We start from the raw sequence: 21,299 nt of genomic DNA on the forward strand, positions 1-21,299 counted from the left end.
ATGACCAGCGACACGGCCACCGACGTCGCCGATCTCTCATTCGAGCAGGCCCGGGACGAGCTCGTCCGCGTTGTAGCCGAACTCGAGCAGGGCGCGCCGACTCTGGAGCAGTCGCTCGCCCTGTGGACCCGCGGTGAAGCTCTCGCCGCGCGCTGTGAGGAGTGGCTGCTCGGCGCGAAGCGGCTTCTCGATGCCGCCCGTCCTGCGGACGCGGAGTCGTAATGGCATCGGCTCCTCGCATCGTCGCGGAGCTCGGCCGACCCGAGACGCCCGCGGAGACCGCCGATCGCAAGGCGGCCGCCTCGCGGGCGTACCGCCAGAGTAAGACCTTCCGCAACCTGGTGGCAGCTCTCCTGGTCATCATGGCCGTCGTCGCCGTCGTCTACTTCGGGGTGCCGCGCGGTTCACTGCCCGACCCTGAGGAAGCGGACGTGGCCGCGGCAGCGCAGAGCGCGTCGGCAGCCATCGGACACCCGCTGCTGGTTCCTGTCGTCCCCGAGAACTGGCGCGCCAACTCGGCGCGACTGGAGGGCTCGATGTGGCGCGTCGTGTATGCACCGCCGAGCGGCTACGTGCGCGTGGCACAGGGCGTCGACGCCGACGCCGGATGGGCGACGAAGGTGCTGGGCGGGTTCGCGCCCTCCGGCACCGTCACCATCGACGGGATCGCCTGGGACGAGTACACGATCCCTGCCGCCGCCCGCACCGACACGGTCTCGTACGCCATCTCGACGACGGCCGGCTCCGACACGGTGCTGATCTACGGGGCGACCGACGCCGCAACGGCCGCCGTCGCGGCGTCGGGCGTCACCGATCAGATTCTGACCATGCGCGAGGAGAAGAGATGAACGCAACCGCCCGCCCCACCCCTTCGCTCGTCTGGGAGGAGATGCTCGAGGGCAACGCCCGTTTCGTCGCAGGTGAGCCGCGCCATCCGCGACAGGACGTCGAGCGGCGCAACGAGCTCGCCGCCGCCCAGACCCCGCGGGCCGCGCTGTTCGGCTGTGCGGATTCACGCCTGGCGGCGGAGATCATCTTCGATCAGGGCCTCGGCGACCTGTTCGTCGTCCGTAACGCCGGCCAGGTCGCCTCGGACTCCGCGGTGGCCAGCCTGGAGTATGCCGTCGCGGCGCTGGACGTCTCGCTCATCATCGTGCTCGCACACGACGCGTGCGGTGCTGTGCGCGCCGCGATCGACTCCACCGCACTCGGCTCCCCCGAACTCCCCCCGCACATCTGGCGCCTGATCGCGCGCATCGTGCCGGCGGCACGCACCGTGCTCCGCGATGCCGGCGGCGAGGTCGATCCTCGCGAGCTGGACGCCGAAGACGTGGGACGGGAACACCTCAAGAACACGGTCGACGATCTGCTCGCCTCCTCGCGGCTCATCGCCGACGCGGTCGCCGAGGGCCGACTGGGCATCGTGGGCGCGAACTACCGGCTGAGCGAGGGCACGGCGGTGCCGCACGTCGCCGTAGGCCTCCAGACGGCCTGAGCCGGGCTCCCGCCCGACACCACAACCGAAGACGCAGAGGAAACGAGGACGTGACCGCAATGACCGAGACCACCGAGTACCGCATCGAACACGACACGATGGGCGAGGTGCGCGTGCCGAAGGACGCTCTCTACGCCGCACAGACCCAGCGCGCCGTGGAGAATTTTCCGATCTCCGGCACCGGGCTGGAGTCGACACAGATCGCCGCGCTTGCGCGCATCAAGAAGGCCGCGGCGCTGGCCAACAAGGAACTCGGAACCCTTGATGGCGCGATCGCCGATGCGATCGCGGCTGCCGCCGACGACGTCATCACCGGTCGATACGACGCCCACTTCCCCGTGGACACATACCAGACGGGATCGGGCACCTCGTCGAACATGAACATGAACGAGGTACTCGCCTCGCTCGCCACTCAGAAGCTCGGCGCGCCGGTGCATCCGAACGATCACGTCAATGCATCGCAGTCGTCCAACGACGTCTTCCCGACCTCCGTCCACATCGCCGTCACACAGGCGCTCATCGATGACCTCATCCCCGCCCTCGACCACCTCGCTGTCGCCCTGGAGGCGAAGGCGCTCCTGTGGAAGGACGCCGTGAAGTCGGGCCGCACGCACCTCATGGATGCGACTCCCGTGACCCTCGGGCAGGAGTTCGGGGGGTATGCGCGCCAGATCCGCCTCGGCATCGAGCGGGTGCGTGCCGTGCTTCCCCGCGTGGGCGAGGTGCCGTTGGGCGGCACGGCCGTCGGCACCGGCATCAACACACCACTCGGCTTCCCGCAGAAGGTCATCGCGCTCCTGGCCGAGGAGACCGAACTTCCCATCACCGAAGCGCACGACCACTTCGAGGCGCAGGCCAACCGCGACGGCCTGGTCGAGGCATCCGGCGCCCTGCGCACGATCGCGGTCTCGCTGACGAAGATCAACAACGACCTGCGATGGATGGGATCGGGCCCCAACACCGGCCTCGGCGAGTTGCACATCCCCGACCTGCAGCCCGGGTCCTCGATCATGCCCGGAAAGGTGAACCCGGTCGTCCCCGAGGCGACCCTCATGGTGTGCGCGCGCGTGATCGGCAACGACGCGACGGTGGCCTGGGCGGGCGCATCCGGCTCGTTCGAGCTGAACGTCGCGATCCCGGTCATGGGCACGGCCCTGCTGGAGTCGATCCGCCTGCTGTCGAACGCGATGCGCGTGCTGGCCGACAAGACGGTCGACGGTCTGGAAGCGAACCTCGAGCGCGCCGCCGCCTTCGCCGGGATGTCGCCGTCGATCGTGACCCCGCTCAACAAGCTCATCGGCTACGAAGCGGCGGCGAAGATCGCCAAGCACGCCGTCGCCAAGGGCATCACGGTGCGCGAGGCTGTGATCGACCTCGGCTACGTCGAAAGAGGAGAGCTGACCGAGGAGCAACTCGACACGAAGCTCGACCTTCTGTCGATGACGCACCCCGGCTGATCGCCTGCTCCCCCTGTCGGGTTCATAATCAGAGGGTGAATCGCGCCGTCCGCCCTCCCCGTGCGGCAAGGCGCGCACGCGGGCTCGGCGTCGTCCTGGCCGTGGTCGCGGCGGGATTCGGACTGACGGCGGTCGCGCTGCTCTCGGTCCACGCCGCGACCGGCGCGCCGACCACCTGGGTCTCGGTCGTCGTCTTCGCCGCTGCAGCGGCTCTGACACTCGCGGTGACGGCACTGGTGGGCTGGCTGCTCCTGGACGAGAGACGCCAGACGCCAGAGCTGCCTGACGGCCTCGAGAGCCCCGATGCTCTCTTCGACGCCCAGCGCCGGCTCCTGGACGACGTGCGACACGAGTTGAAGACGCCGATCACGATCGTGCGCGGACACCTGGAGCTCATGGATGCCGCCGACCCCTCCGACGTCGCGGCGACGCGTGCGCTCGGCATCGCCGAACTCGATCGCATGACGCGCTTGATCGGCGACATCGACCTGCTGGCCGCCGTCGAAAGCGACAGCTTCACGATGGGAGATGTCGATCTGGACGCGCTGACCCGACGCGTCGCGGAGCTGGTCGCCGTCATCGCGGACCACGACTGGGGGGTCGAGCAACGCGCAGCAGGGATCATCCACGGCGATCGTGATCGCCTCCTGCAGGCGTGGCTGCAGTTGGCCGACAACGCGGCGAAGTACACCCCCGCCGGCTCGGCGATCGAGATCGGCAGCGCCGTGCATCCCTCCGGTGCTCAGCTGTGGGTACGCGATCACGGCGCGGGAATCGCGCCCGCGGTGCGCCACCGCATCTTCCGTCGCTTCGACCGGGGCACCGGCAAGCGGTCGGTCGGCGGATCGGGCCTGGGCCTCGCCATCGTCGACGCGATCGCCAAGGCGCACGGCGGTCACTGCACCGTGGCCGACACTCCGGGTGGCGGTGCCACTTTCACCATCGAGATCCCCATCGGTACGCAGGCGACGCTGCCCACGCCGGTGCGCGCGGGGGATGTCGTCCAACAACGGGAGGCCTCCGGATGACCCGCATCCTCATCGTCGACGACGAGCCGCACATCGTCTCGATGGTCTCGCGCGCCCTGTCCGCCGAAGGGTACGAGACGACCGCCTGCGAGGATGGCGCGGCCGGTCTCGAACGTGCCTCGCGCGGTGACATCGATCTCGTGATCCTCGACGTCGGCCTTCCCGGCATGGACGGTTTCGAGGTTCTGCGGCGACTGCGCGGCGACGGGCAGTCGCTCCCGGTGATCATGTTGACCGCTCGTAGTTCGGCCCGCGACGCCGTGGACGGGCTGGATGCCGGCGCGAGCGACTACGTTCCGAAGCCCTTCTCGCTCGCGGAGCTCATGGCGCGCGTGCGCTCGCGTCTTCGGGAGCGCACGGGAGCCATCACGATGGTGCTCTCCCGCGGAGATGTGACGCTCGACCTGCTGGCGCGCCGCTGCTCCGTGGCCGGTCACGACGTCGACCTCTCCGCCCGCGAGTTCGCACTCGCCGAACAGTTCCTGCGTCACGCCGGCGAGGTCCTCACGCGTGAGACGCTGCTCAGCCGTATCTGGGGCCTCGACTTCGATCCGGGTTCGAACGTCGTGGACGTCTACGTGCGGTACCTGCGAGCGAAGCTCGGCGCCGACCACATCGCTACCGTCCGCGGCGAGGGCTATCGCTGGGAGTAGGCCTCGCCGCGGACGGCGCGGTGCGAACGGGGAGCGTCAGCTCAGCTCGCCCTGCTCCAGCAGGTCAGTGACCAGCGCGGCGATCGCCGAACGCTCGGAGCGCATGAGCGTCACGTGACCGAAGAGGCTGTGGCCCTTCAGCGTTTCGATCACCGAGGCGATGCCGTCGTGGCGGCCGACACGGAGGTTGTCGCGCTGGCCGACGTCGTGGGTGAGGACGACGCGCGAGTTCTGCCCGATCCGGCTGAGCACCGTCAGCAGCACGTTGCGCTCGAGAGACTGCGCCTCATCGACGATCACGAAGGCGTCGTGGAGGGAGCGCCCGCGGATGTGGGTCAGCGGGAGCACCTCGAGCATCCCGCGCGCGACGACTTCCTCGAGGACGTTTCCGGAGACCACGGATCCGAGGGTGTCGAAGACCGCCTGCCCCCACGGATTCATCTTCTCGGACTGATCGCCCGGCAGGTAGCCCAGCTCCTGGCCTCCGACAGCGAACAGCGGGCGGAAGACGATGATCTTCTTCTGCTGCTGACGCTCGAGAACAGCGTCCAGTCCCGCGCAGAGAGCGAGCGCCGACTTGCCGGTTCCGGCGCGCCCACCGAGGGACACGATCCCGACCTCGGGATCCAGCAGCAGGTCGATCGCGATGCGCTGCTCAGCGCTGCGGCCGTGGAGTCCGAACACGTCGCGGTCGCCGCGGACGAGGCGGAACGCGCCGTCTCCGGTGACGCGGCCGAGAGCCGACCCGCGCTCCGAGTGGATCACGAGACCCGTGTTCACCGGGAGGCCGTGCACCTCCTCGCTGGTCGCGACCTCCGCCTCGTAGAGGTCGCTCATGTCGTCACCGGAGATCGCGATGTCGGCGATTCCCGTCCACCCACTGTCGACGGCTTGCTCCGCGAGATACTCCTCGGCGTGGATGCCGAGAGAGGCCGCCTTGACGCGCATGGGGAGGTCCTTGGAGACGACCGTGACCCGCTGGCCATCGGAAGCGAGGTGCATGGCGACGGAGAGGATGCGTGTGTCGTTGTCGCCGAGCCGCATGCCGGCGGGCAGAACGGAGGGATCCGTGTTGGTCAGCTCGACGCGCAGCGTTCCTCCGTCCCCGACGGGGACGGCGAAGTCCAGGCGCCCGTGCTCGACACGCAGTTCGTCGAGGTGACGCAGAGCCTGCCGGGCGAAGTAGCCGATCTCCGGGTCGTGCCGCTTGCCTTCGAGCTCGGTGATCACCACCACTGGGACGATGACGGAATGCTCCGCGAACCGGAAGAACGCGCGCGGATCGCTGAGGAGCACAGAGGTGTCGAGGACGTAGGTGCGCAGATCGGTGTCGGCGACCTCCTCGACACTCTCATCGATCCGGCGTTGCTGCAGTGAAGCCCGTGTGGTCACAACTCACTCCCGCCCCGGGTGGAGCACCCGGCAGTTTCGAGTCGACCGTGGCCACGAGTCGTGTGGAGGCCGACCCGACCGGGCGCCTTGCCCGATGTGATGACCGTACGGCGCGCGATGCGCTCGCGCCATCCGCGACACGCCGCCGATCGGTGTCGGGGACGTTAACGTGTGATGTCGTCGGCGGGCGAGGCCTCGAGAGCCTGCGCGGGGGCGGCGGTGACCTCGAGAGAGACCGGAAGATCGTCGGAAGAACCGGGCTCCGGCAGTGCGATGGCGGCGGGAGCGGGCTCGACGACGACACGCGCGGCGGCGACCTCGGCGAAGGCGTCGCCGAGCAGAACGAAGCTGTCCGCACCCGTTCCGACGTGGGGCGCGACCCGGATCGTGGCGCCGCGGGCAGTGACGGTGACGCCGTGATTGGCGAGCGCGGCGGCCAACGGCGCCGCCTCGTGGGGCGCCGGCTGCAGGGCCACGATGCCGGCGTGCCGGTCGCGCGGGGTCACGACAGGAATCCCATAGCGATCTGCGAGATCCATCACGGCCCGTGCGCGCGAGCGCAGTTCGGCGGCGACGTCCGGGATGCCCGCGTCGAGCACCTCGCGCAGCGCCGCCGCCAGGCGACCGGCGGCGAGGTGGTCGGCCGGGGCGACCTGATAGGCGGCGGCCGTCGGCAGCGGCGCGGGAACCCCCACGCTGCTCGCGTCACCCTGCATACCGGAGATCCCCGAGAGTACGGGTTCGATGTGCTCACGTGCCCGATCGGAGAACCGCGCGAAGCCGGTGCCCCGGCCGGCCCGAAGCCATTTGTACCCGTTACCGCACACGACATCGGCGGCATCCCAGTCGGCGTCGACGACGGCGAAACCCTGAACGGCATCGACGATGAGCAGCCGATCACCGATCCGGTCGCGGATCGCCGCCAGGTCGGCGACAGCTCCCGTGCGGAAATCGACCAGGCTGACGGCGACCGCCGTCACCTCGTCATCGAGCGCCTCCGCCACGGCATCCGCCGTGACGATCCCGCCGGAGGGATCGATCTCGCGAACCGAGAGCACGCCGCGAGCATCCTGAGCGCGGCGCGCCGTCACCCGCAGGGCGGGAAACTCCTGAGCCGACACGACGAGCACGCCCCGAAGACCCTGCATCGCGTGCTGCAATCCGTGGGTCGTCGACGGCTGCAACACGACCTCGTCGACGGAACATCCCAGAACCTGTGCGACGAGGCCGCGCGCCTCGTCGGATCTCTCGGAGACCAGATCGATTCCGGAGCGTCGACCGCTGCCGAGGAGCTCGGCATCGGCCAGGGTCTCGGCTCGCACGGCAGGTGAGAGCGGCCCGAACGCCGCCCAGTCCAGATACCCCGCTGCGCTGTCGAAGGTATCGAGGTAGGGCTGCAGGTCGTTCACGTCCTCCATTGTCCCACGCCGCGTCGTTACGGGTCGGACCGCTCCGGTCAGCTGCCGTACCGACGATCGCGCGTGGCGTAGTCGCGGATGGCGCGGAGGAAGTCGACCTCGCGCAGATCCGGCCCGAGCGCCTCCACGAAGTAGAACTCGGAATGCGCCGACTGCCAGAGCAGGAAGTCGCTGAGACGCTGTTCGCCCGAGGTACGGATCACCAGGTCGGGATCCGCTTGCCCTCCGGTGTACAAGTGCTCGCCGATCTGCTCCGGGGTGAGGCTGGCGGCGAGCTCTTCGAGCGAGCCGCCGCGCTCGTCGTGCTGCGCGATGATGCTGCGAACGGCGTCGACGATCTCGCTTCGTCCGCCGTAGCCGACCGCGAGGTTCACGTGCAGGCCCGTGTTTCCGGCCGTCCGCTCCTCCGCCGTCCGTAACACGCGGGCCAGGTCCGGCGGCAGCATCTCCGCACGACCCACGTGCTGCACGCGCCAGCCGGGCTCGAGCGAGAGTTCGTCGGCGAGCTCGGCGATGATCTCGATGAGATCGGCGAGCTCCTGCGAGTCGCGCTTGGTGAGGTTGTCGGTGGACAGCAGGTAGAGCGACACCACACGGATGCCGAGATCGTCGCACCAGCGCAGGAACTCGTGCATCTTCGCGGCTCCGGCACGGTGTCCGTGCGCGACCGTCGTGAAGCCGGCCTGACGCGCCCAGCGACGATTGCCGTCGATCATCATCGCGACGTGGTGGGGAACGGTGTCGGGGGTCAACTCGCGACGCAGGCGCGAACTGTAGAGGCGATAGAGGAATCCACGCCCCTCGCCCGAACCGGTGGGTGTCACGTTCCTACGCTACCGCGCGAGCCCCGGCCCCGACCGCACACAGGATATGTGCGGAAGACGGCATGAGGCTGCGCGTAGGCTCGGTGCCGTGACCCGACACGCATCCGCCGAGGGCGCCGACATGCCCCAGCTCCCGCTTCTCGAAGCCGGCTCCGTCCGTGCACAGGTCGACCTGAAGCCCACGTGGCGCGGCTGGATCCACGCCGGAACATTCCCAGTCGCCGTGGCCGCCGGGGTCCTGCTCATCGTCTTCGCCCAGGGTGCGGCCGCGAAGTGGGCCGCGGTCGTCTTCATGGTGACCTCGCTCCTCCTGTTCGGCAACTCCGCGCTGTATCACCGGTTCAACTGGGGGCCGACGACCAAGGCGGTGCTCAAGCGCATCGACCACGCCAACATCCTGCTGCTGATCGCGGGCACCTACACGCCGATCGCCGTGCTGGCGCTGACACCCGACAAGGGCACCCTCCTGCTCGTGCTGGTCTGGTCGGGCGCCATTCTCGGCATCCTGTTCCGCGTCTTCTGGATCAACGCCCCGCGGTGGCTCTACGTGGCGCTCTACCTTCTGCTGGGGTGGGCAGCGGTGATGTACATCGTCGACCTGCTGCAGGCGAACCTCGCGATGATGGTCCTCGTCATCGTCGGCGGGTTGCTGTACACCGGCGGAGCGATCGTCTACGCGCTGAAGAAGCCGAACCCGTGGCCGGGCCACTTCGGGTTCCACGAGATCTTCCACGTGTGCACCGTGCTGGCTTTCCTCTGCCACTGGACGGCGTGTCTGCTGATCGCACTGCACCCGCTCGTGCCCTCTCTGGGCGCCGCGGGCTGAGCCGGCGCCTACCGGTCGGACCCACGGGGCACCGGCGTCAGCGTGAGGCGGGGTCGATGTCCTGGTCGTCGGTGTCGCTCGCCTCGACGGCCGCCGCCGCCTGAGCGTCGGCGCGGGCCTCGGCATCCGCTGCCGTCTTCGCGTCGAGTTCCTCCGCGATCTCTGCGCGGTAGCCGGCACGACGGATGCGCCGCAGCATGTCGATGAGAAGGAAGATCACAGCCACCGCGACGACCGCGATGCCGACGAAGCCCACGAATCCCGGAGTGACGGCGTCAGGGTTGACCGTCATGGTGGGAGTCGGAATCGCCGGGTCGGCGATTCCCGTGAGCGCGATCGTCAGTGCGTGCATCGTTCCTCTGTTCCGCGCGGAGCGCCTAGCCTGGAAGTCCAGCCTAGAACCTCGGGAAGTGTCATGACCGCGATGCGCACGCAGCAGGAGCTCGACGACCGCTACGGCCGCGTCCGGAGCGCAGGTCGTCGCCGCTCGGCATGGATCGTCGGCGGTCTGGTCGTACTCGCTCTCATCGGCTACTTCGGGTGGAACACCTACACACAGGCCGCGCAGTCCGTCGACATCGATGTCACCGGGTTCGATCTCAGCGACGCGCCGCACAGCGTGACGGTCGATTTCCAGCTCACGCTGACGCGCGGCAGCGCGGTCAGTTGTGTGGTGGAGGCCCAGGACGAGGATCACGGCATCGTCGGATGGAAGGTCGTCTCCTACCCGGCCGACGACGCTCACAGCCGCACGTTCAGCGAGCGTGTCGCGACGACCGCCGCAGCGACGACCGGTTTGGTCCCCTCGTGCTGGATCCCGTAGGCTGATCCGACACATGCGCCCTGGCAGCTGCCGGGGCGTTTGGCATAGTGCCGACGGCGGGGGCCGCACACCCATATCGACCGATTCCCATCGACAAGGAGACGACGTGGCCGAGAACACGGAGACCTTCCTCACCCAGGACGCCTACGACCGGCTCGCCGCCGAACTCGAGCACCTGTCGACGACGGGTCGCGAGGAGATCGCCAAGCGCATCGAAGCCGCTCGTGAGGAAGGTGACCTCAAGGAGAACGGCGGTTACCACGCCGCCAAGGACGAGCAGGGCAAGCAGGAGGCGCGTATCCGCACCCTGCAGGCGCTGCTGAAGGACGCCGTGGTGGGCGAGGCGCCCGAGTCCGACGGCACGGTCAAGGGCGGAACCGTCGTCACCGCGATCGTCGCCGGCGGCGAAGAGGTCTTCTTGCTCGGCAGCCGTGAGATCGCGGCCGGCTCCGAGCTCGACGTCTACAGCGAGGCCTCGCCGCTGGGTGCGGCGATCCTGGGCCTGGCCGAGGGTGAGAAGACCTCGTACACCGCGCCGAACGGTCGCGAGATCTCGGTGGAGATCGTCAAGGTCGAGACCTACAACGGTCAGTAGCGCGCGCGTCAGTCCTGCGCGACGCGGGGACGGAAGCCCGCCTCCTCCAGAACAGCGATGACGTGCGCCCGGTGATCCTCGCCGCGGGTCTCCACGCTGAGCTGCAGGATCACCTCGCTGATCTGCAGACCCTGCCCGTGGCGCGTATGGAGCGCTTCGATGACGTTCGCCCCGGCGATGGCGAGCAGCTCGGACACGCGCGCCAGCTGGCCCGGCCGGTCCGGTAGCGGGATCTGCAGGGTCATGTAGCGACCGGATGCCGCCAGTCCGTGCGCCACGACGCGTTGCAGCAGCAACGGGTCGATGTTGCCCCCGGAGAGGATGACGGCAGTCGGACCGCTCGCGGTGATCTTTCCCGCGAGAATGGCGGCCACGCCCACGGCACCGGCGGGCTCAACGACCTGCTTCGCGCGCTCCAGCAGCACCAGGAGGGCCCTGGCGATGTCGTCGTCGCTCACGGTGACGACCGCGTCGACGAGCTCGCTGATCACCTCGAAGGGTGCATCTCCGGGACGCGCGACCGCGATGCCGTCGGCGATGGTCGGCGTCGTCGCGACCGTCAGCGGAACGCCGGCGGCGAGCGAGGACGGGTACGCCGCGGAATTCTCGGCCTGTACCCCGATGATGCGGACGCGTCTTCCCTCGAGGGCAGCCCGCGCCTTCACGGCGGCGGCGACGCCCGCGAGCAGCCCGCCGCCGCCGATTCCGACGACGACGGTCTCGAGGTCGGGCACGCCGTCCCACAGCTCCAGCCCCAGCGTGCCCTGACCGATGATGATGTCGCGGTGATCGTAGGGGTGGATCATGACGGCGCCGGTCCGTTCAGCGAACTCCGCCGCCAGCCGCAGGGGCGTTTCGACGGTCGCCCCCTCCAGCACGACCTCGGCACCGTAGCCCCGGGTCGCGAGCAGCTTGGGCACCGGAACACCCAGCGGCATGAAGATCGTGGCGGGGATGCCGAGCTTCTGCGCGGCCGAGGCGACGCCCTGGGCGTGGTTGCCGGCAGAAGCGGCGACCACACCGCGCGCGCGCTCCTGCGCGCTGAGACGGGACAGACGGTACGTGGCCCCGCGGATCTTGAACGAGCCGGTGCGCTGCAGGTTCTCGAGCTTGAGGGAGACGGGCGCCCCGAGCACCTCCGTGAGGTGGTCGGAGACATCGAACGGCGTCTTCACGATGACGTCGCGCAGGACGGCGGCGGCGTCCTCGAACTCCGCCAGGGTCGGGAGGGTCACGCGGGCTTCTTCCTACTGCGGGGAACGGTGCTCCAGATGAGATCGGCCCGATCGGGTGGGGCCAGGGGATCGTTCGCGCGGCGTCCGAGGTAGACGGCGACGACGTTGATGAACGCCGCCAGCGGGACGGCGAAGAGTGCACCGGGGATGCCGGCGATCATGGCACCGCCGGCGACGACGAGCACGACGGCCAGCGGGTGGACCTTGACGGCCGAGCCCATCAGCAGCGGCTGCAGCACGTGTCCCTCGAGCTGTTGGACGCCCAGGACGACCACCAGCATCCACAGCGCGATCCAGGGCCCGTTGTAGACGAGGGCGAGGAACACCGCCAGCGCACCGGTGACGATGGCGCCGACGAAAGGCACGAACGCGCCGAGGAACACGAGCACGCCGATCGGGATGGCGAGCGGAACACCGAGGAGGAAGGCGCCGAGCGCGATGCCGGTGGCGTCGATCGTCGCAACGAGCAACTGCGTGCGCGCATACGTGACGACGGTGCGCCAGCCGGCGCGGCCGGCACCGTCGACCTCGCTGCGCGCGCGTCGCGGGAACAGGCGCACGACCCAGCTCCAGATGCCACCGCCGTCGGCGAGGGTGCACAGCAGGATGAACAGAGCCAGCACCGCCCCGGTGGCGACGTGGCCGACGGTGGAACCGACCGCCAGAGCCCCCGACCAGAGCACCTCCGCCTGCTGCTGCAGGTAGCCGCCCGCCTGCACCAGCAGATCGTCGATCTGCTTCGCCGTGAGGTGGAGCGGCCCGTCGATGAGGTATTGACGGAACTGGCCGATCGCTTCCGTGGTGCGCACCTGCACGCTCGACCACTCACGGGTGATCTGCCAGATCGCCAGCCACAGCAGCCCTCCGATCACCGCAACCGTGCCGAGCACGGCCAGGACGATCGCGAGCCATCGCGGCACCCCGCGCGCCAGCATCCAGGTGAAGGCCGGCCACAGCAGCGCGGTGACGAGGATCGCCACCATGAGCGGGATCACCAGGAGCTTCAGCTGGATGACGAGCCAGATCAGGATGCCGGCCGCGATGGCGATGACCACGAACCGCCACGCATACGCCGTCGCGACTCTGAGGCCCCGAGGAAGCCCGCGGTCGATGTCGGAGGCGACCGTGCGCTCGCGCAGAGTGTCGAGGAACGACCCGCGCGGCGCGGCGCCGTGTCTGTCGTCGGTGCCGCTCATCCCGCCAGTCTAGAACTCAGAACCGTCCGCCCATTTCCTGCAGGCGGGCGATGCGATCCGGGATCGGTGGATGCGTGGCGAACAGGCGCTCCATCGCACCGGGTCGAAGCGGGTCGCTGATCCAGAGGTGAGCCATCGACGTGTTCGCCTTGGCGAGCGGTCGGCCGTACTCCCCCAGCTTGGCAAGAGCAGACGCCAGGCCGTCGGGGTCGCGGGTGGTGAGAGCACTGGTCGCATCGGCGAGGTACTCGCGCTGGCGCGAGATGGCCGCCTGGACGACCGCGGCCAGCAGGGGCGCCACGATCGCGGCGACCAGGCCGAAGATGAGGAAGAAGAGCTGGGACTGGCTGTTTCCGCCGCGCCGGCCGCCCCCGAAGAAAGCCATCCGCAAGAGGATGTCCGCCACGAGCCCCACGGCGACCACGAGACCGAACACCACGAGCGTGACGCGGATGTCGTAGTTGCGGATGTGCCCGAGCTCATGCCCGAGCACCCCCTCGAGTTCACGATCCGTCATGAGCTCGAACAGGCCCGTCGTCACCGTGATCGCCGCGCGCTCTGGCGTGCGTCCGGTCGCGAAGGCGTTGGGCGCGGCATCCTCGACGACATAGAGCCGCGGCATGGGGGTGCCCGTCGTCAGACACAGGTTCTCGACGATCCGGTAATAGCGCGGAGCCTCCTCGCGCGTCACCTCCTGAGCACCCGAGAGGGCGAGGGCCTCGCGGTCGGCGACGAAATACTGCACGGTCGCGTAGCCGGCCGCACCGACGAGGACGAAAGCCGAGATCCACCAGTTGTTACCCGCGAGCCACCCCGCCGCCAGCCCGATGAGGCCCAGCACCACGATGAAGCCGGCCAGGATCAGCCAGGTGTTGCGCTTGTTGCGGGCGATCGCGGAGTACATGCCGCGCGGCCGATCAGAACTGGATGCGCGGCGGTTCGGCGATGGCGGCGCCGTCGACGACCTCGAAGAACTCCCGCTCGTGGAAGCCGAGGTTGCGCGCGAACATGTTGTTCGGGAACACCTTGATCTTCGTGTTCAGCTCACGCACGCCGCCGTTGTAGAAGCGACGGGACGCCTGGATCTTGTCCTCGGTGTCGACGATCGACTGCTGCAGCTGGAGGAAGTTCTGGCTCGCCTGCAGCTGCGGATAGGCCTCGGCGACAGCGAACAGCGACTTCAGCGCCTGCTGCATGTGTCCCTCCGCCACGCCGGCCTCGGCGGGCGAGCCGGCGGTGAGGGTCTCCGCACGGGCACGGGTGACGTTCTCGAAGACCGCCTTCTCGTGCGCCGCATAGCCCTTGACCGTCTCGATGAGGTTGGGCAGCAGATCAGCGCGCCGTTTCAACTGCACCGTGATATCGCTCCACGCCTCGTCGACGCGCACACCGAGTGCGACCAACGAGTTGTACGTCGCCCAGAGATAGATTCCGGCGATCACCACCAGAGCGACGACGATCAGGACCGGGATCAGCCATTCCATACGACTCCCATCGACTGAGGCTCATCCTATCGGCGCGAGCGCACTCGTCGTCCGCCCCTGGGAGCACTCCCAGCGGTTCCCCATCTGGGAGTGTGCGCGGCGGGCCCTCAGGTGCCGAGCACGCGGTCCAGATAGTCGTTTCGGAACATGCGCGTCGGATCGAGGCGGTCACGCAGCGCCAGGAAGTCGTTGAATCGCGGGTAGCGCCCGCGAAGCGCCTCTGCGTCGAGCGTGTGCAGCTTTCCCCAGTGCGGCCGCCCGCCGTGGACCCGCATGATCTCCTCGACGGCGGCGAAATAGGCACGGTGGTCAGCGCGCCAGTACCGGTGCACCGCGATGTATCCGCTGTCGCGCGCGAACGCGGTGGAGAGCCACCGATCGTCGGCGGGCGCCACCCGGACCTCGATCGGAAACTCGATTCGCCATCCCGACTGTTCGACCAGCTCGCGCACCTCTTGGAACGCCACGGCGAGCTCGTCCAGCGGCACGGCGTACTCCATCTCGCGGAAGCGCACGCTGCGCTCCGTGGTGAAGACGCGGTGCGACGCGTCGGAGAAGCGCCGGTCCCCCCACACTCGGGCTGACAACCTGTTGATCGCCGGCACGAGCGGCGGCGCGACCCGCCCGGCGCTGCACACCAGTTGGTGCACGCCGTTGCCAACGATCCGCTCGTCGACGATCCGCGACAGCGGCGACAGCGGCGCCGTCGGCGCGTCGCCCGGCATCCGAGTGTTCGTCTTGGTCAGGGCGACATCGGTGTGCGGAAACCAGTAGAACTCGAAGTGGTCGACATCGCGGACGCGAGCATCGAGCGCGCCCACGACGAGATCCAGTCTCTCGGGCTGCTCCTGCGCGTCCAACACGAACGCGGGCACGCATTGCAGCGTCACATCGACGAGGATGCCGAGGGCCCCGAGACCGAGTGCGACGGCGGGCAGGAGTTCGGGCTCGTTCTCCTCGTCTACGGTCAGCAGCTCGCCATCGGCCGTGACGAGAGTTGCGGCCACGACCTGGGTCGCCAGACCCCCGAAGCCGAGCCCGGTGCCATGCGTGCCCGTCGACAGGGCGCCGGCGATGGACTGACGGTCGATGTCGCCGAGGTTGGCCATGGCGAGGCCGTGAGGAGCCAGAAGCGTCGGAATGCGATGCAGTCGGGTACCGGCCAGGAGCCGCACACGCCCCCGCTCGCGATCGACGGCGACGACACCGCTGAGGTCGCTCAGATCCAGCAGGGTTCCCGGAGCCGCCGCGATTCCCGTGAAGCTGTGTCCCGCTCCCACGGCCTTGAGTGCGCGCCCGCGAGCGCCGGCGGCGCGAACGGAACGGCGCACCGCCTCGATCGTCGTGGGGTACTCGACCAGCTGCGGGCGCACACTCTCGGTACGCGCCCAGTTCTGCCATGTGCCGCCGGGTCGTGTCACAGGAAGCTCTTCCCTTCGCCGCGGTACGTGGCGGCCTCGCCGACGAGGTTCTCGCCGAGTGTGAGGTGGTAGTGATCCACCCGCTCGGCCAGCTCGCCGCTCTTCGCGTGGCGGAACCAGACGCGGTCGCCGATGCGAAGCCGGCGCGCCGACTCACCCTGCAGGGGTGTCTGCACCTCTCCTGCGCCCTCCCGCCCGAGGGTCTTCAGCCCGGACGGCCACACCGGGCGTGGCTGGCGGGAAGCGACCGGCGGTCCCGACGCGATCCATCCCCCGCCCAGCACGACGGCGATGTCGTCCAGGGGCTTGCGGACGACCTCGAGGGCGAAGGCCGCGGCCGGCGCCGGCGCGAAGGCGCGGTAGCCGTCGAAGAGGTGACCGGCGAGCAGCCCGCTGCCGGCTGTGGTCTCGGTCACGGCCGGATCGGCCGCCGTGAACTCGAGGGAGCCGGTCCCGCCGCCGTTGACGAACTCCAACTCCGCGATCTCACGCAGCCCCGCCACGATCGCCCCACGGCGCGCGACGAGCTCTTCGCGTGACCGGTGCTGCATCCAACGGATCACGCCGTCGCCGGAGCCGGTGTGGTCCGGCTGGCCGGCGATCTGCGCCTCGTACATCATCAGTCCGACCAGATCGAATCCGGGGCGAGCGAGGATCGAGCGCGCGAGCCGCAGGACTTCCGTCGGCTCATGCACGGGCGAGCGTCGCACACCGATGTGGCCCAGCACGGGTGCCCGCCACGACGCATCCGCATCGATCGCGACTCGGATGCGTGCGCGAGAGGCGGGAGCGGCGACGGCATCCACCGCATCCAGCTGGGCGGGGTCGTCGACCATGAGCGTGATGCGACGCGCGAGATCGTCGTCGTGGACGAGGCGCTGCAGCGCGGCGCGGTCGACGCTGGGATAGCCGAGCACGATGTCGTCATGATCGCGCGCGAGCCAGATCGCCTCGGGAAGCGTGAATGCGAGGATGCCGCGGTAGCCCGGGATCGCGAGGGTGGCGTCCAACACCTCTCGCACGCGGATCGACTTGCTGGCCACGCGAATCGGCACGCCCGCGGAGCGCACCACGAGATCCATCGCGTTGAACCGAAGCGCATCGAGGTCGATCGAGGCGACGGGTCCGGACACCGCCGAGACGGCGGTCGATCGTGCCGTCCAGAACGCGGCCGGATCATCCCAGTCCCGGCCGCGATGGGGGCGAAGGCTCAGGAGGTCCAGGCTCATCGGTTCGGGCTCCTTCGCTCGTGAGGGCACCAGCCTAGATGACACGCGGTGTCATCGGCAGTGGAACTCATCGATATTCTCGATGCGTGACCTTGCTGATGAAGCTGACCGTGGGTGCACTGTGGCTCACCGCCGGCGCCACGCGCCGAGACCTCTCGAGTGCGGAGTATCTGTCCCGGGTCGACTCGCATCGCACGTTCGCGCCCGTGCCCAAGGACGCCGGTGCCTTCGGACGCCTGACCGAAGGCGCGATCGGCGGGTCGACGGTTCTGCGCTGGCAGCCGCGCGACCACGTCGCCGGGCGCGAGTTGATCTATCTGCCGGGCGGCGGGTTCGTGAACCCTCTGGTCAGCCAGCACTGGTGGATCATCCAGCGGATCATGACGGCCACGCAAGCGGCCATCACCATCGCCCCGTACCCGCTGACGCCGGAGCACACGGTCGATGATGCGCAGGCGTTCATCGACGCCGTCTACGACGACGTCGCCGGACGCCCCAGCACCACTTCGCTCTTCGTCGCGGGAGACTCCGCCGGCGGCAATGTCGCCGCGACGCTCGCCCTCCGAGTCCGCGACGGCGACCGGCGCCCCCTGGACGGCCTGATTCTGCTGTCGCCGTGGGTGGATCCCACGATGCGCACGCCGGGCGCATGGCAGCGCGAGCGCCGAGACCCCACGCTGCGCTGCGCGGGTCTGCGCGCGGCTGCCGAGGCATGGTCGGGAACACACGATCTCCACGACCCGCAGATCAGCCCGATCGACGATTCCTTGGCTGGCCTGGCACCCCTCCTCGTCTTTCAGGGTGCTCGCGACGTCTTCCACGACGATGCGGTGGCGTTCGTCGAGAAGGCCCGCGCCGCCGGCACCTCTGCGCGCATCATGATCGCTGAGGACGGCTTCCACGTCTATCCGGGCGCCTACTGGACCCGCGAGGCGCGGGAAGCGTACGAACTCATCGGCCGCTTCGTCGCCGACCCGAGCGGTGTCGTGGGCTGACACCTCCCGCCGGCAGTACCGCCGGTGGGACTCGAACCCGCACTGAAGCGATTGCGCGTATATATAGCGTCCGCGTGATTCCGGGGAATCGACCGCGTGATTCCGGGGTGCGGACCACGAGGTTCGTTGCGGGCGACCGGAGCGCGTCGAGGTCGACGGCGGCAACAGGTCCCGACACCACCGAAACGGCAGCCGAGCGTTCGGCCAGCGTGCCGCTGGCTCCGACCACAGCGGCTCGGGACAGATCCAGCAGGGCAATAATCATCGGGATCGGGATTCTTCGCGCCTCAAGAAATCCATCTCGTGACACGCGGTGTCATCGCCGATGATCCTCGGACCGCATCGGTGACGTCATCGTGCTGCTGACTCTTGAGGCAACGTCGCTTCAGTCAGCTGCTTGCGCGTCCTTTGCGCGAAGCGGTGCGCCGGGCGCTCCACGACATAGTAGAACACCACGGCCACGAGCAATGAGACGAGAACCCCGGCAGCCGCGGAGAGTACACCCGGTTTAAGCACGAAGAGAAACAGAACGACGATAGGCATGTGAACGAGGTACAGGCTATACGACGCTCTGCCGAGAAAACGGAACGGGGGCATCGACAGAACACGCGAAAGTGGGGACCACATCTGCACGACGACGATGAGGAGAGTGATAGCAGCGAGCGTGATGGGAACGGTGACCGCTCGACTCCACTCGCCGAGGCTCGGACCAAGGAGGTAGTACGCCAGCATTCCTGCGCAACCGACCACCAAGGCGGCAGCGCCGAAGATGGCTCCCCCAAACCTTTTCGCGAACGCCGGTTCGACATGTTTGACAACACGATTCCAGTGTGTCGCCAGCACCACGCCGATAAGGAACATAGGCAAATACGAAGCTGAAGCCACGTTCAGCTTCCAACCCAGAACACACAGGATCAGTCCCGACACGAGACTAAGCACGGGCCAGCGACGACCCACGAGCAGATATAGAGGCAAAGCCAACGAGAAGATGACCTCCCATTGCAACGACCAAAGGACTCCGAGTGACGTGGATGTGCCACCGACGAGGAGAAGGTCTTGAAGCACGAGCGGAGGAGGATAGCTGGTCGGCAGAAGCTGATCCATGGTCGGTGTGAGAACGTGCGGATACGTGTACGTCAACCATGCGAGCACGATCGCGGCGGCAACCGGTAAATACAGACGCAAGACCCGGCTCGGATAGTAAGACTGCCAGGAGAAGAGAGTGGTCTGCGCCAACCGAGTCAGCACGAACCCTGAAAGGACGAAGAAGAGCCACACGGACTCGCCGCCGAGCCAGAACAGATGCAATGGAGAGTACGCCAAAAGTTGTGGCAACACGCCGTCCACCGGGCGCAACTGGATCGCCGCGGTGAGTTGATCGGAGTTGAGAGCGAGTGCGTGATATAGAAGGACGGATAGCGCGGCCATCCCTCGCAATGAGTCGAGCTCAAACCTTCGGCGCATCGTCATGTCCTTTCACGCAGACGGCATTGCAAGATCAGTCGGTGCGGCGGGTAGATCTGAAGTGGAGACATCTCTCACAGCACCGCGCTGGAAACACGTCGCGCTCCTCGGCCGAGTGTCCGCGTACCCCCGGTGGGACTCGAACCCACACTGAAGCGATTTTAAGTCGCCTGCCTCTGCCATTGGGCTACGGGGGCCCGCTACCAGGGTAGCGACGCCGGAGACACGAGACCCCCACACCGCCGCGGCGGTGTGGGGGTCTCGTGCGTCAGACTTGCAGCCCTGTTCAGCTGGCGGCCGTGGCCTTCTCCTCGACCTTGGCCTCGGTCGAACCGGTCTTGTCGGCAGCGACCGACTTCGGGTCGATCGCCGGTGCCGCCGGGGCAGCAGCCGGCGCCGCCGGGCGCGGACGCGAGGCGAACTCCTCGAACACGTAGCGCGGGTTCTGGACGGTCTGCAGCGACACATTGTCGCGGCGGAGCCAGAAGTTGTGCCACCAGTCGCCGATCACGCGCCACTTGCGCTCCCATGAGGGCATGGCCAGGCCGTGGTAGCCGCGGTGCGCGCACCACGCGATGAAGCCCTTGAGCGCAATGTTTCGCGACTGGAAGACACCGTTGTACAGTCCCAGGCCGGCGACGGCACCGAGGTTGTGATGGATGTACTCGCGGGGCAGCTCGTCGCGGAGGACGGCCACGAGGTTCTTCGCGAGCAGCTTGGCCTGACGGACGGCGTGCTGCGCGTTGGGCACGCAATAGCCGCCGACGCCCTTGCCCGTGAGGTCCGGGACGGCGGATACGTCACCGGCCGCCCACGCGCCCTCGACGACCTCGTCCGCCGTGCCGACGCGCAGGTCTGCACGGGTGCGGATGCGTCCACGCTCTTCCACGGGCAGGTCGCTGCCGCGCACGACGGTGGGGTTGGCCATGACGCCGGCGGTCCAGATGATGAGATCGGTCGGGATGACCTCGCCGGTCGAGAGCTCGACGTTGCCGTCCACGGCGCCGGTGACCTGCGTGTCGAGGTGCACGTTGGCGCCCCGCTTGGCGAGGTCCTTGAGCACCCACTCGCTCGTCTTCAGCGACACCTCGGGCATGATGCGTCCCATGGCCTCGACGAGGTGGAAGTGCGTGTCCTCGAAGCGCAGCTGCGGGTAGTCCTTCAGCAGCGAAGAGGCGAGAGCGCGGGTCTCCGCGAACACCTCGATGCCCGCGAAGCCACCGCCGACGACGACCACGGTCAGAAGGCGGTCGCGCTCGGGACCGGCGGGAAGGTTCGCCGCACGGTCGAAGTTGGTGAGGATGCGGTCGCGGACGGCGACGGCCTCTTCGATGGTCTTCAGGCCGATCGCGTTCTCGGCGATGCCGGGGATCGGGAAGGTGCGCGAGACAGCACCGGCGGTGACCACGATCTGGTCGTAGCTCTCCTGCCACGCGTCGCCCTCGGCCGGCGTGATGGTGGCCGTGCGGGTGGCGTGGTCGATGCCGGTGACCTTGGCGGTGACGACACGCGTCTTCTTCAGGTGCCGACGCAGGCCCACGATGACGTGACGAGCTTCGATCTCACCGGCCGCGACCTCGGGCAGGAAGGGCTGGTACGTCATGTACGGCAGCGGGTCGACGATCGTGACCTCGGCCTCACCCTTGCGCAGGTGCTTCTCGAGCTTCCACGCCGTGTAGAAGCCGGCGTAACCGCCACCGACGATGAGGATCTTGGGCACGGCACGCGCGGCCGTGCTGGTCTCTGTGTGAGTCACAGGTGGAA

General features: G+C 68.4%; 22 protein-coding genes and 1 tRNA gene. 10 read left to right on the forward strand and 13 right to left on the reverse strand.

Annotated features, from left to right (window positions below):
• The 6 genes from PP359_RS13465 to PP359_RS13490 are packed head-to-tail and all read left to right on the forward strand — an operon-like array spanning window position 1 to window position 4,633.
• On the forward strand, window positions 1–222 hold the full coding sequence (locus PP359_RS13465) for an exodeoxyribonuclease VII small subunit (protein WP_036318407.1): 222 nt from the start codon (window positions 1–3) through the stop codon (window positions 220–222).
• A complete protein-coding gene (locus PP359_RS13470) occupies window positions 222–848 on the forward strand; it encodes a DUF4245 family protein (RefSeq protein ID WP_499250828.1) in 627 nt (208 codons plus the stop codon). The genes PP359_RS13465 and PP359_RS13470 overlap by 1 nt, the downstream gene beginning before the upstream one ends.
• The gene (locus PP359_RS13475; RefSeq protein ID WP_036318403.1) at window positions 845–1,495 is read left to right on the forward strand and encodes a carbonic anhydrase; all 651 of its coding nucleotides are present in this window, start codon (window positions 845–847) and stop codon (window positions 1,493–1,495) included. Before PP359_RS13470 ends, PP359_RS13475 begins: the two co-directional genes overlap by 4 nt.
• A 59-nt stretch (window positions 1,496–1,554) precedes the next feature.
• Window positions 1,555–2,952: a class II fumarate hydratase gene (locus PP359_RS13480; RefSeq protein WP_039412314.1), complete on the forward strand. Its 1,398-nt coding sequence runs from the start codon at window positions 1,555–1,557 to the stop codon at window positions 2,950–2,952.
• Between the two features lie 35 nt (window positions 2,953–2,987).
• Window positions 2,988–3,980 carry a sensor histidine kinase gene (locus tag PP359_RS13485; RefSeq protein ID WP_499250829.1) on the forward strand — a complete coding sequence of 331 codons (993 nt, stop codon included), beginning with the start codon at window positions 2,988–2,990 and terminating at the stop codon, window positions 3,978–3,980.
• Window positions 3,977–4,633 (forward strand): response regulator transcription factor, encoded by a 657-nt coding sequence (locus PP359_RS13490; RefSeq protein WP_112931238.1) that lies wholly within the window; start codon window positions 3,977–3,979, stop codon window positions 4,631–4,633. Before PP359_RS13485 ends, PP359_RS13490 begins: the two co-directional genes overlap by 4 nt.
• Before the next feature lie 36 nt (window positions 4,634–4,669).
• Here PP359_RS13490 and phoH2 read toward each other — a convergent pair whose 3' ends face one another.
• From phoH2 to PP359_RS13505, 3 genes are all read right to left on the reverse strand, one after another.
• Window positions 4,670–6,025 (reverse strand): RNA 5'-3' helicase PhoH2, encoded by a 1,356-nt coding sequence (gene phoH2, locus PP359_RS13495; protein ID WP_039412305.1) that lies wholly within the window; start codon window positions 6,023–6,025, stop codon window positions 4,670–4,672.
• A 164-nt stretch (window positions 6,026–6,189) separates the two neighbouring features.
• Window positions 6,190–7,434, reverse strand: a complete 1,245-nt coding sequence (locus tag PP359_RS13500) for an aminotransferase class V-fold PLP-dependent enzyme (RefSeq protein ID WP_499250830.1) — start codon at window positions 7,432–7,434, stop codon at window positions 6,190–6,192.
• Window positions 7,435–7,481: 47 nt separating this feature from the next.
• Entirely contained in the window at window positions 7,482–8,267 is a 786-nt protein-coding gene (locus tag PP359_RS13505; RefSeq protein WP_005052573.1) for an isoprenyl transferase, read from the reverse strand.
• An 88-nt stretch (window positions 8,268–8,355) separates the two neighbouring features.
• Between PP359_RS13505 and trhA the strand changes: the two genes are divergently transcribed.
• A complete protein-coding gene (gene trhA / locus PP359_RS13510) occupies window positions 8,356–9,093 on the forward strand; it encodes a PAQR family membrane homeostasis protein TrhA (protein WP_499250831.1) in 738 nt (245 codons plus the stop codon).
• 37 nt (window positions 9,094–9,130) lie between these two features.
• Here trhA and PP359_RS13515 read toward each other — a convergent pair whose 3' ends face one another.
• Entirely contained in the window at window positions 9,131–9,445 is a 315-nt protein-coding gene (locus PP359_RS13515) for a hypothetical protein (RefSeq protein WP_036318412.1), read from the reverse strand.
• Between the two features lie 63 nt (window positions 9,446–9,508).
• On the opposite strand from PP359_RS13515, the gene PP359_RS13520 reads away from it, so the two are divergent.
• Together PP359_RS13520 and greA are read left to right on the forward strand one after the other, a co-directional pair.
• Window positions 9,509–9,916, forward strand: coding sequence for a DUF4307 domain-containing protein (locus PP359_RS13520; protein WP_499250832.1), 408 nt, complete (start codon window positions 9,509–9,511; stop codon window positions 9,914–9,916).
• A gap of 106 nt (window positions 9,917–10,022) precedes the next feature.
• Window positions 10,023–10,511 (forward strand): transcription elongation factor GreA, encoded by a 489-nt coding sequence (greA, locus tag PP359_RS13525; RefSeq protein ID WP_005052563.1) that lies wholly within the window; start codon window positions 10,023–10,025, stop codon window positions 10,509–10,511.
• A gap of 8 nt (window positions 10,512–10,519) precedes the next feature.
• On the opposite strand, the gene ilvA is transcribed toward greA, so the two are convergent.
• From ilvA to PP359_RS13555, 6 genes are all read right to left on the reverse strand, one after another.
• Complete coding sequence (gene ilvA, locus PP359_RS13530; protein ID WP_499250833.1) at window positions 10,520–11,746, reverse strand: threonine ammonia-lyase; 1,227 nt, start codon at window positions 11,744–11,746, stop codon at window positions 10,520–10,522.
• Window positions 11,743–12,942 (reverse strand): AI-2E family transporter, encoded by a 1,200-nt coding sequence (locus PP359_RS13535; protein WP_112931233.1) that lies wholly within the window; start codon window positions 12,940–12,942, stop codon window positions 11,743–11,745. Before PP359_RS13535 ends, ilvA begins: the two co-directional genes overlap by 4 nt.
• Before the next feature lie 16 nt (window positions 12,943–12,958).
• Window positions 12,959–13,846 (reverse strand): M48 family metalloprotease, encoded by an 888-nt coding sequence (locus PP359_RS13540; RefSeq protein ID WP_112931232.1) that lies wholly within the window; start codon window positions 13,844–13,846, stop codon window positions 12,959–12,961.
• A 13-nt stretch (window positions 13,847–13,859) separates the two neighbouring features.
• Entirely contained in the window at window positions 13,860–14,426 is a 567-nt protein-coding gene (locus PP359_RS13545; protein ID WP_005052555.1) for a LemA family protein, read from the reverse strand.
• A 107-nt stretch (window positions 14,427–14,533) separates the two neighbouring features.
• The gene (locus tag PP359_RS13550) at window positions 14,534–15,847 is read right to left on the reverse strand and encodes a D-arabinono-1,4-lactone oxidase (RefSeq protein WP_499250834.1); all 1,314 of its coding nucleotides are present in this window, start codon (window positions 15,845–15,847) and stop codon (window positions 14,534–14,536) included.
• Window positions 15,844–17,076: an alanine racemase gene (locus PP359_RS13555; protein ID WP_499250835.1), complete on the reverse strand. Its 1,233-nt coding sequence runs from the start codon at window positions 17,074–17,076 to the stop codon at window positions 15,844–15,846. Before PP359_RS13555 ends, PP359_RS13550 begins: the two co-directional genes overlap by 4 nt.
• An 86-nt stretch (window positions 17,077–17,162) precedes the next feature.
• On the opposite strand from PP359_RS13555, the gene PP359_RS13560 reads away from it, so the two are divergent.
• The gene (locus tag PP359_RS13560; protein WP_499250836.1) at window positions 17,163–18,071 is read left to right on the forward strand and encodes an alpha/beta hydrolase; all 909 of its coding nucleotides are present in this window, start codon (window positions 17,163–17,165) and stop codon (window positions 18,069–18,071) included.
• A 351-nt stretch (window positions 18,072–18,422) separates the two neighbouring features.
• Here the strand turns inward: PP359_RS13560 and PP359_RS13565 are convergent, their stop codons facing one another.
• From PP359_RS13565 to PP359_RS13575, 3 genes are all read right to left on the reverse strand, one after another.
• Window positions 18,423–19,541, reverse strand: coding sequence for an acyltransferase family protein (locus tag PP359_RS13565; RefSeq protein WP_112931228.1), 1,119 nt, complete (start codon window positions 19,539–19,541; stop codon window positions 18,423–18,425).
• Window positions 19,542–19,659: 118 nt separating this feature from the next.
• Window positions 19,660–19,732 (reverse strand) — tRNA-Leu (locus PP359_RS13570).
• Between the two features lie 89 nt (window positions 19,733–19,821).
• Window positions 19,822–21,291: an NAD(P)/FAD-dependent oxidoreductase gene (locus PP359_RS13575; RefSeq protein WP_499250837.1), complete on the reverse strand. Its 1,470-nt coding sequence runs from the start codon at window positions 21,289–21,291 to the stop codon at window positions 19,822–19,824.
• Window positions 21,292–21,299: the final 8 nt, after the last annotated feature.

It is taken from the genome of Sphingomonas sp. BLCC-B65, from assembly GCF_028550675.1.
Taxonomy (GTDB): domain Bacteria; phylum Actinomycetota; class Actinomycetes; order Actinomycetales; family Microbacteriaceae; genus Microbacterium.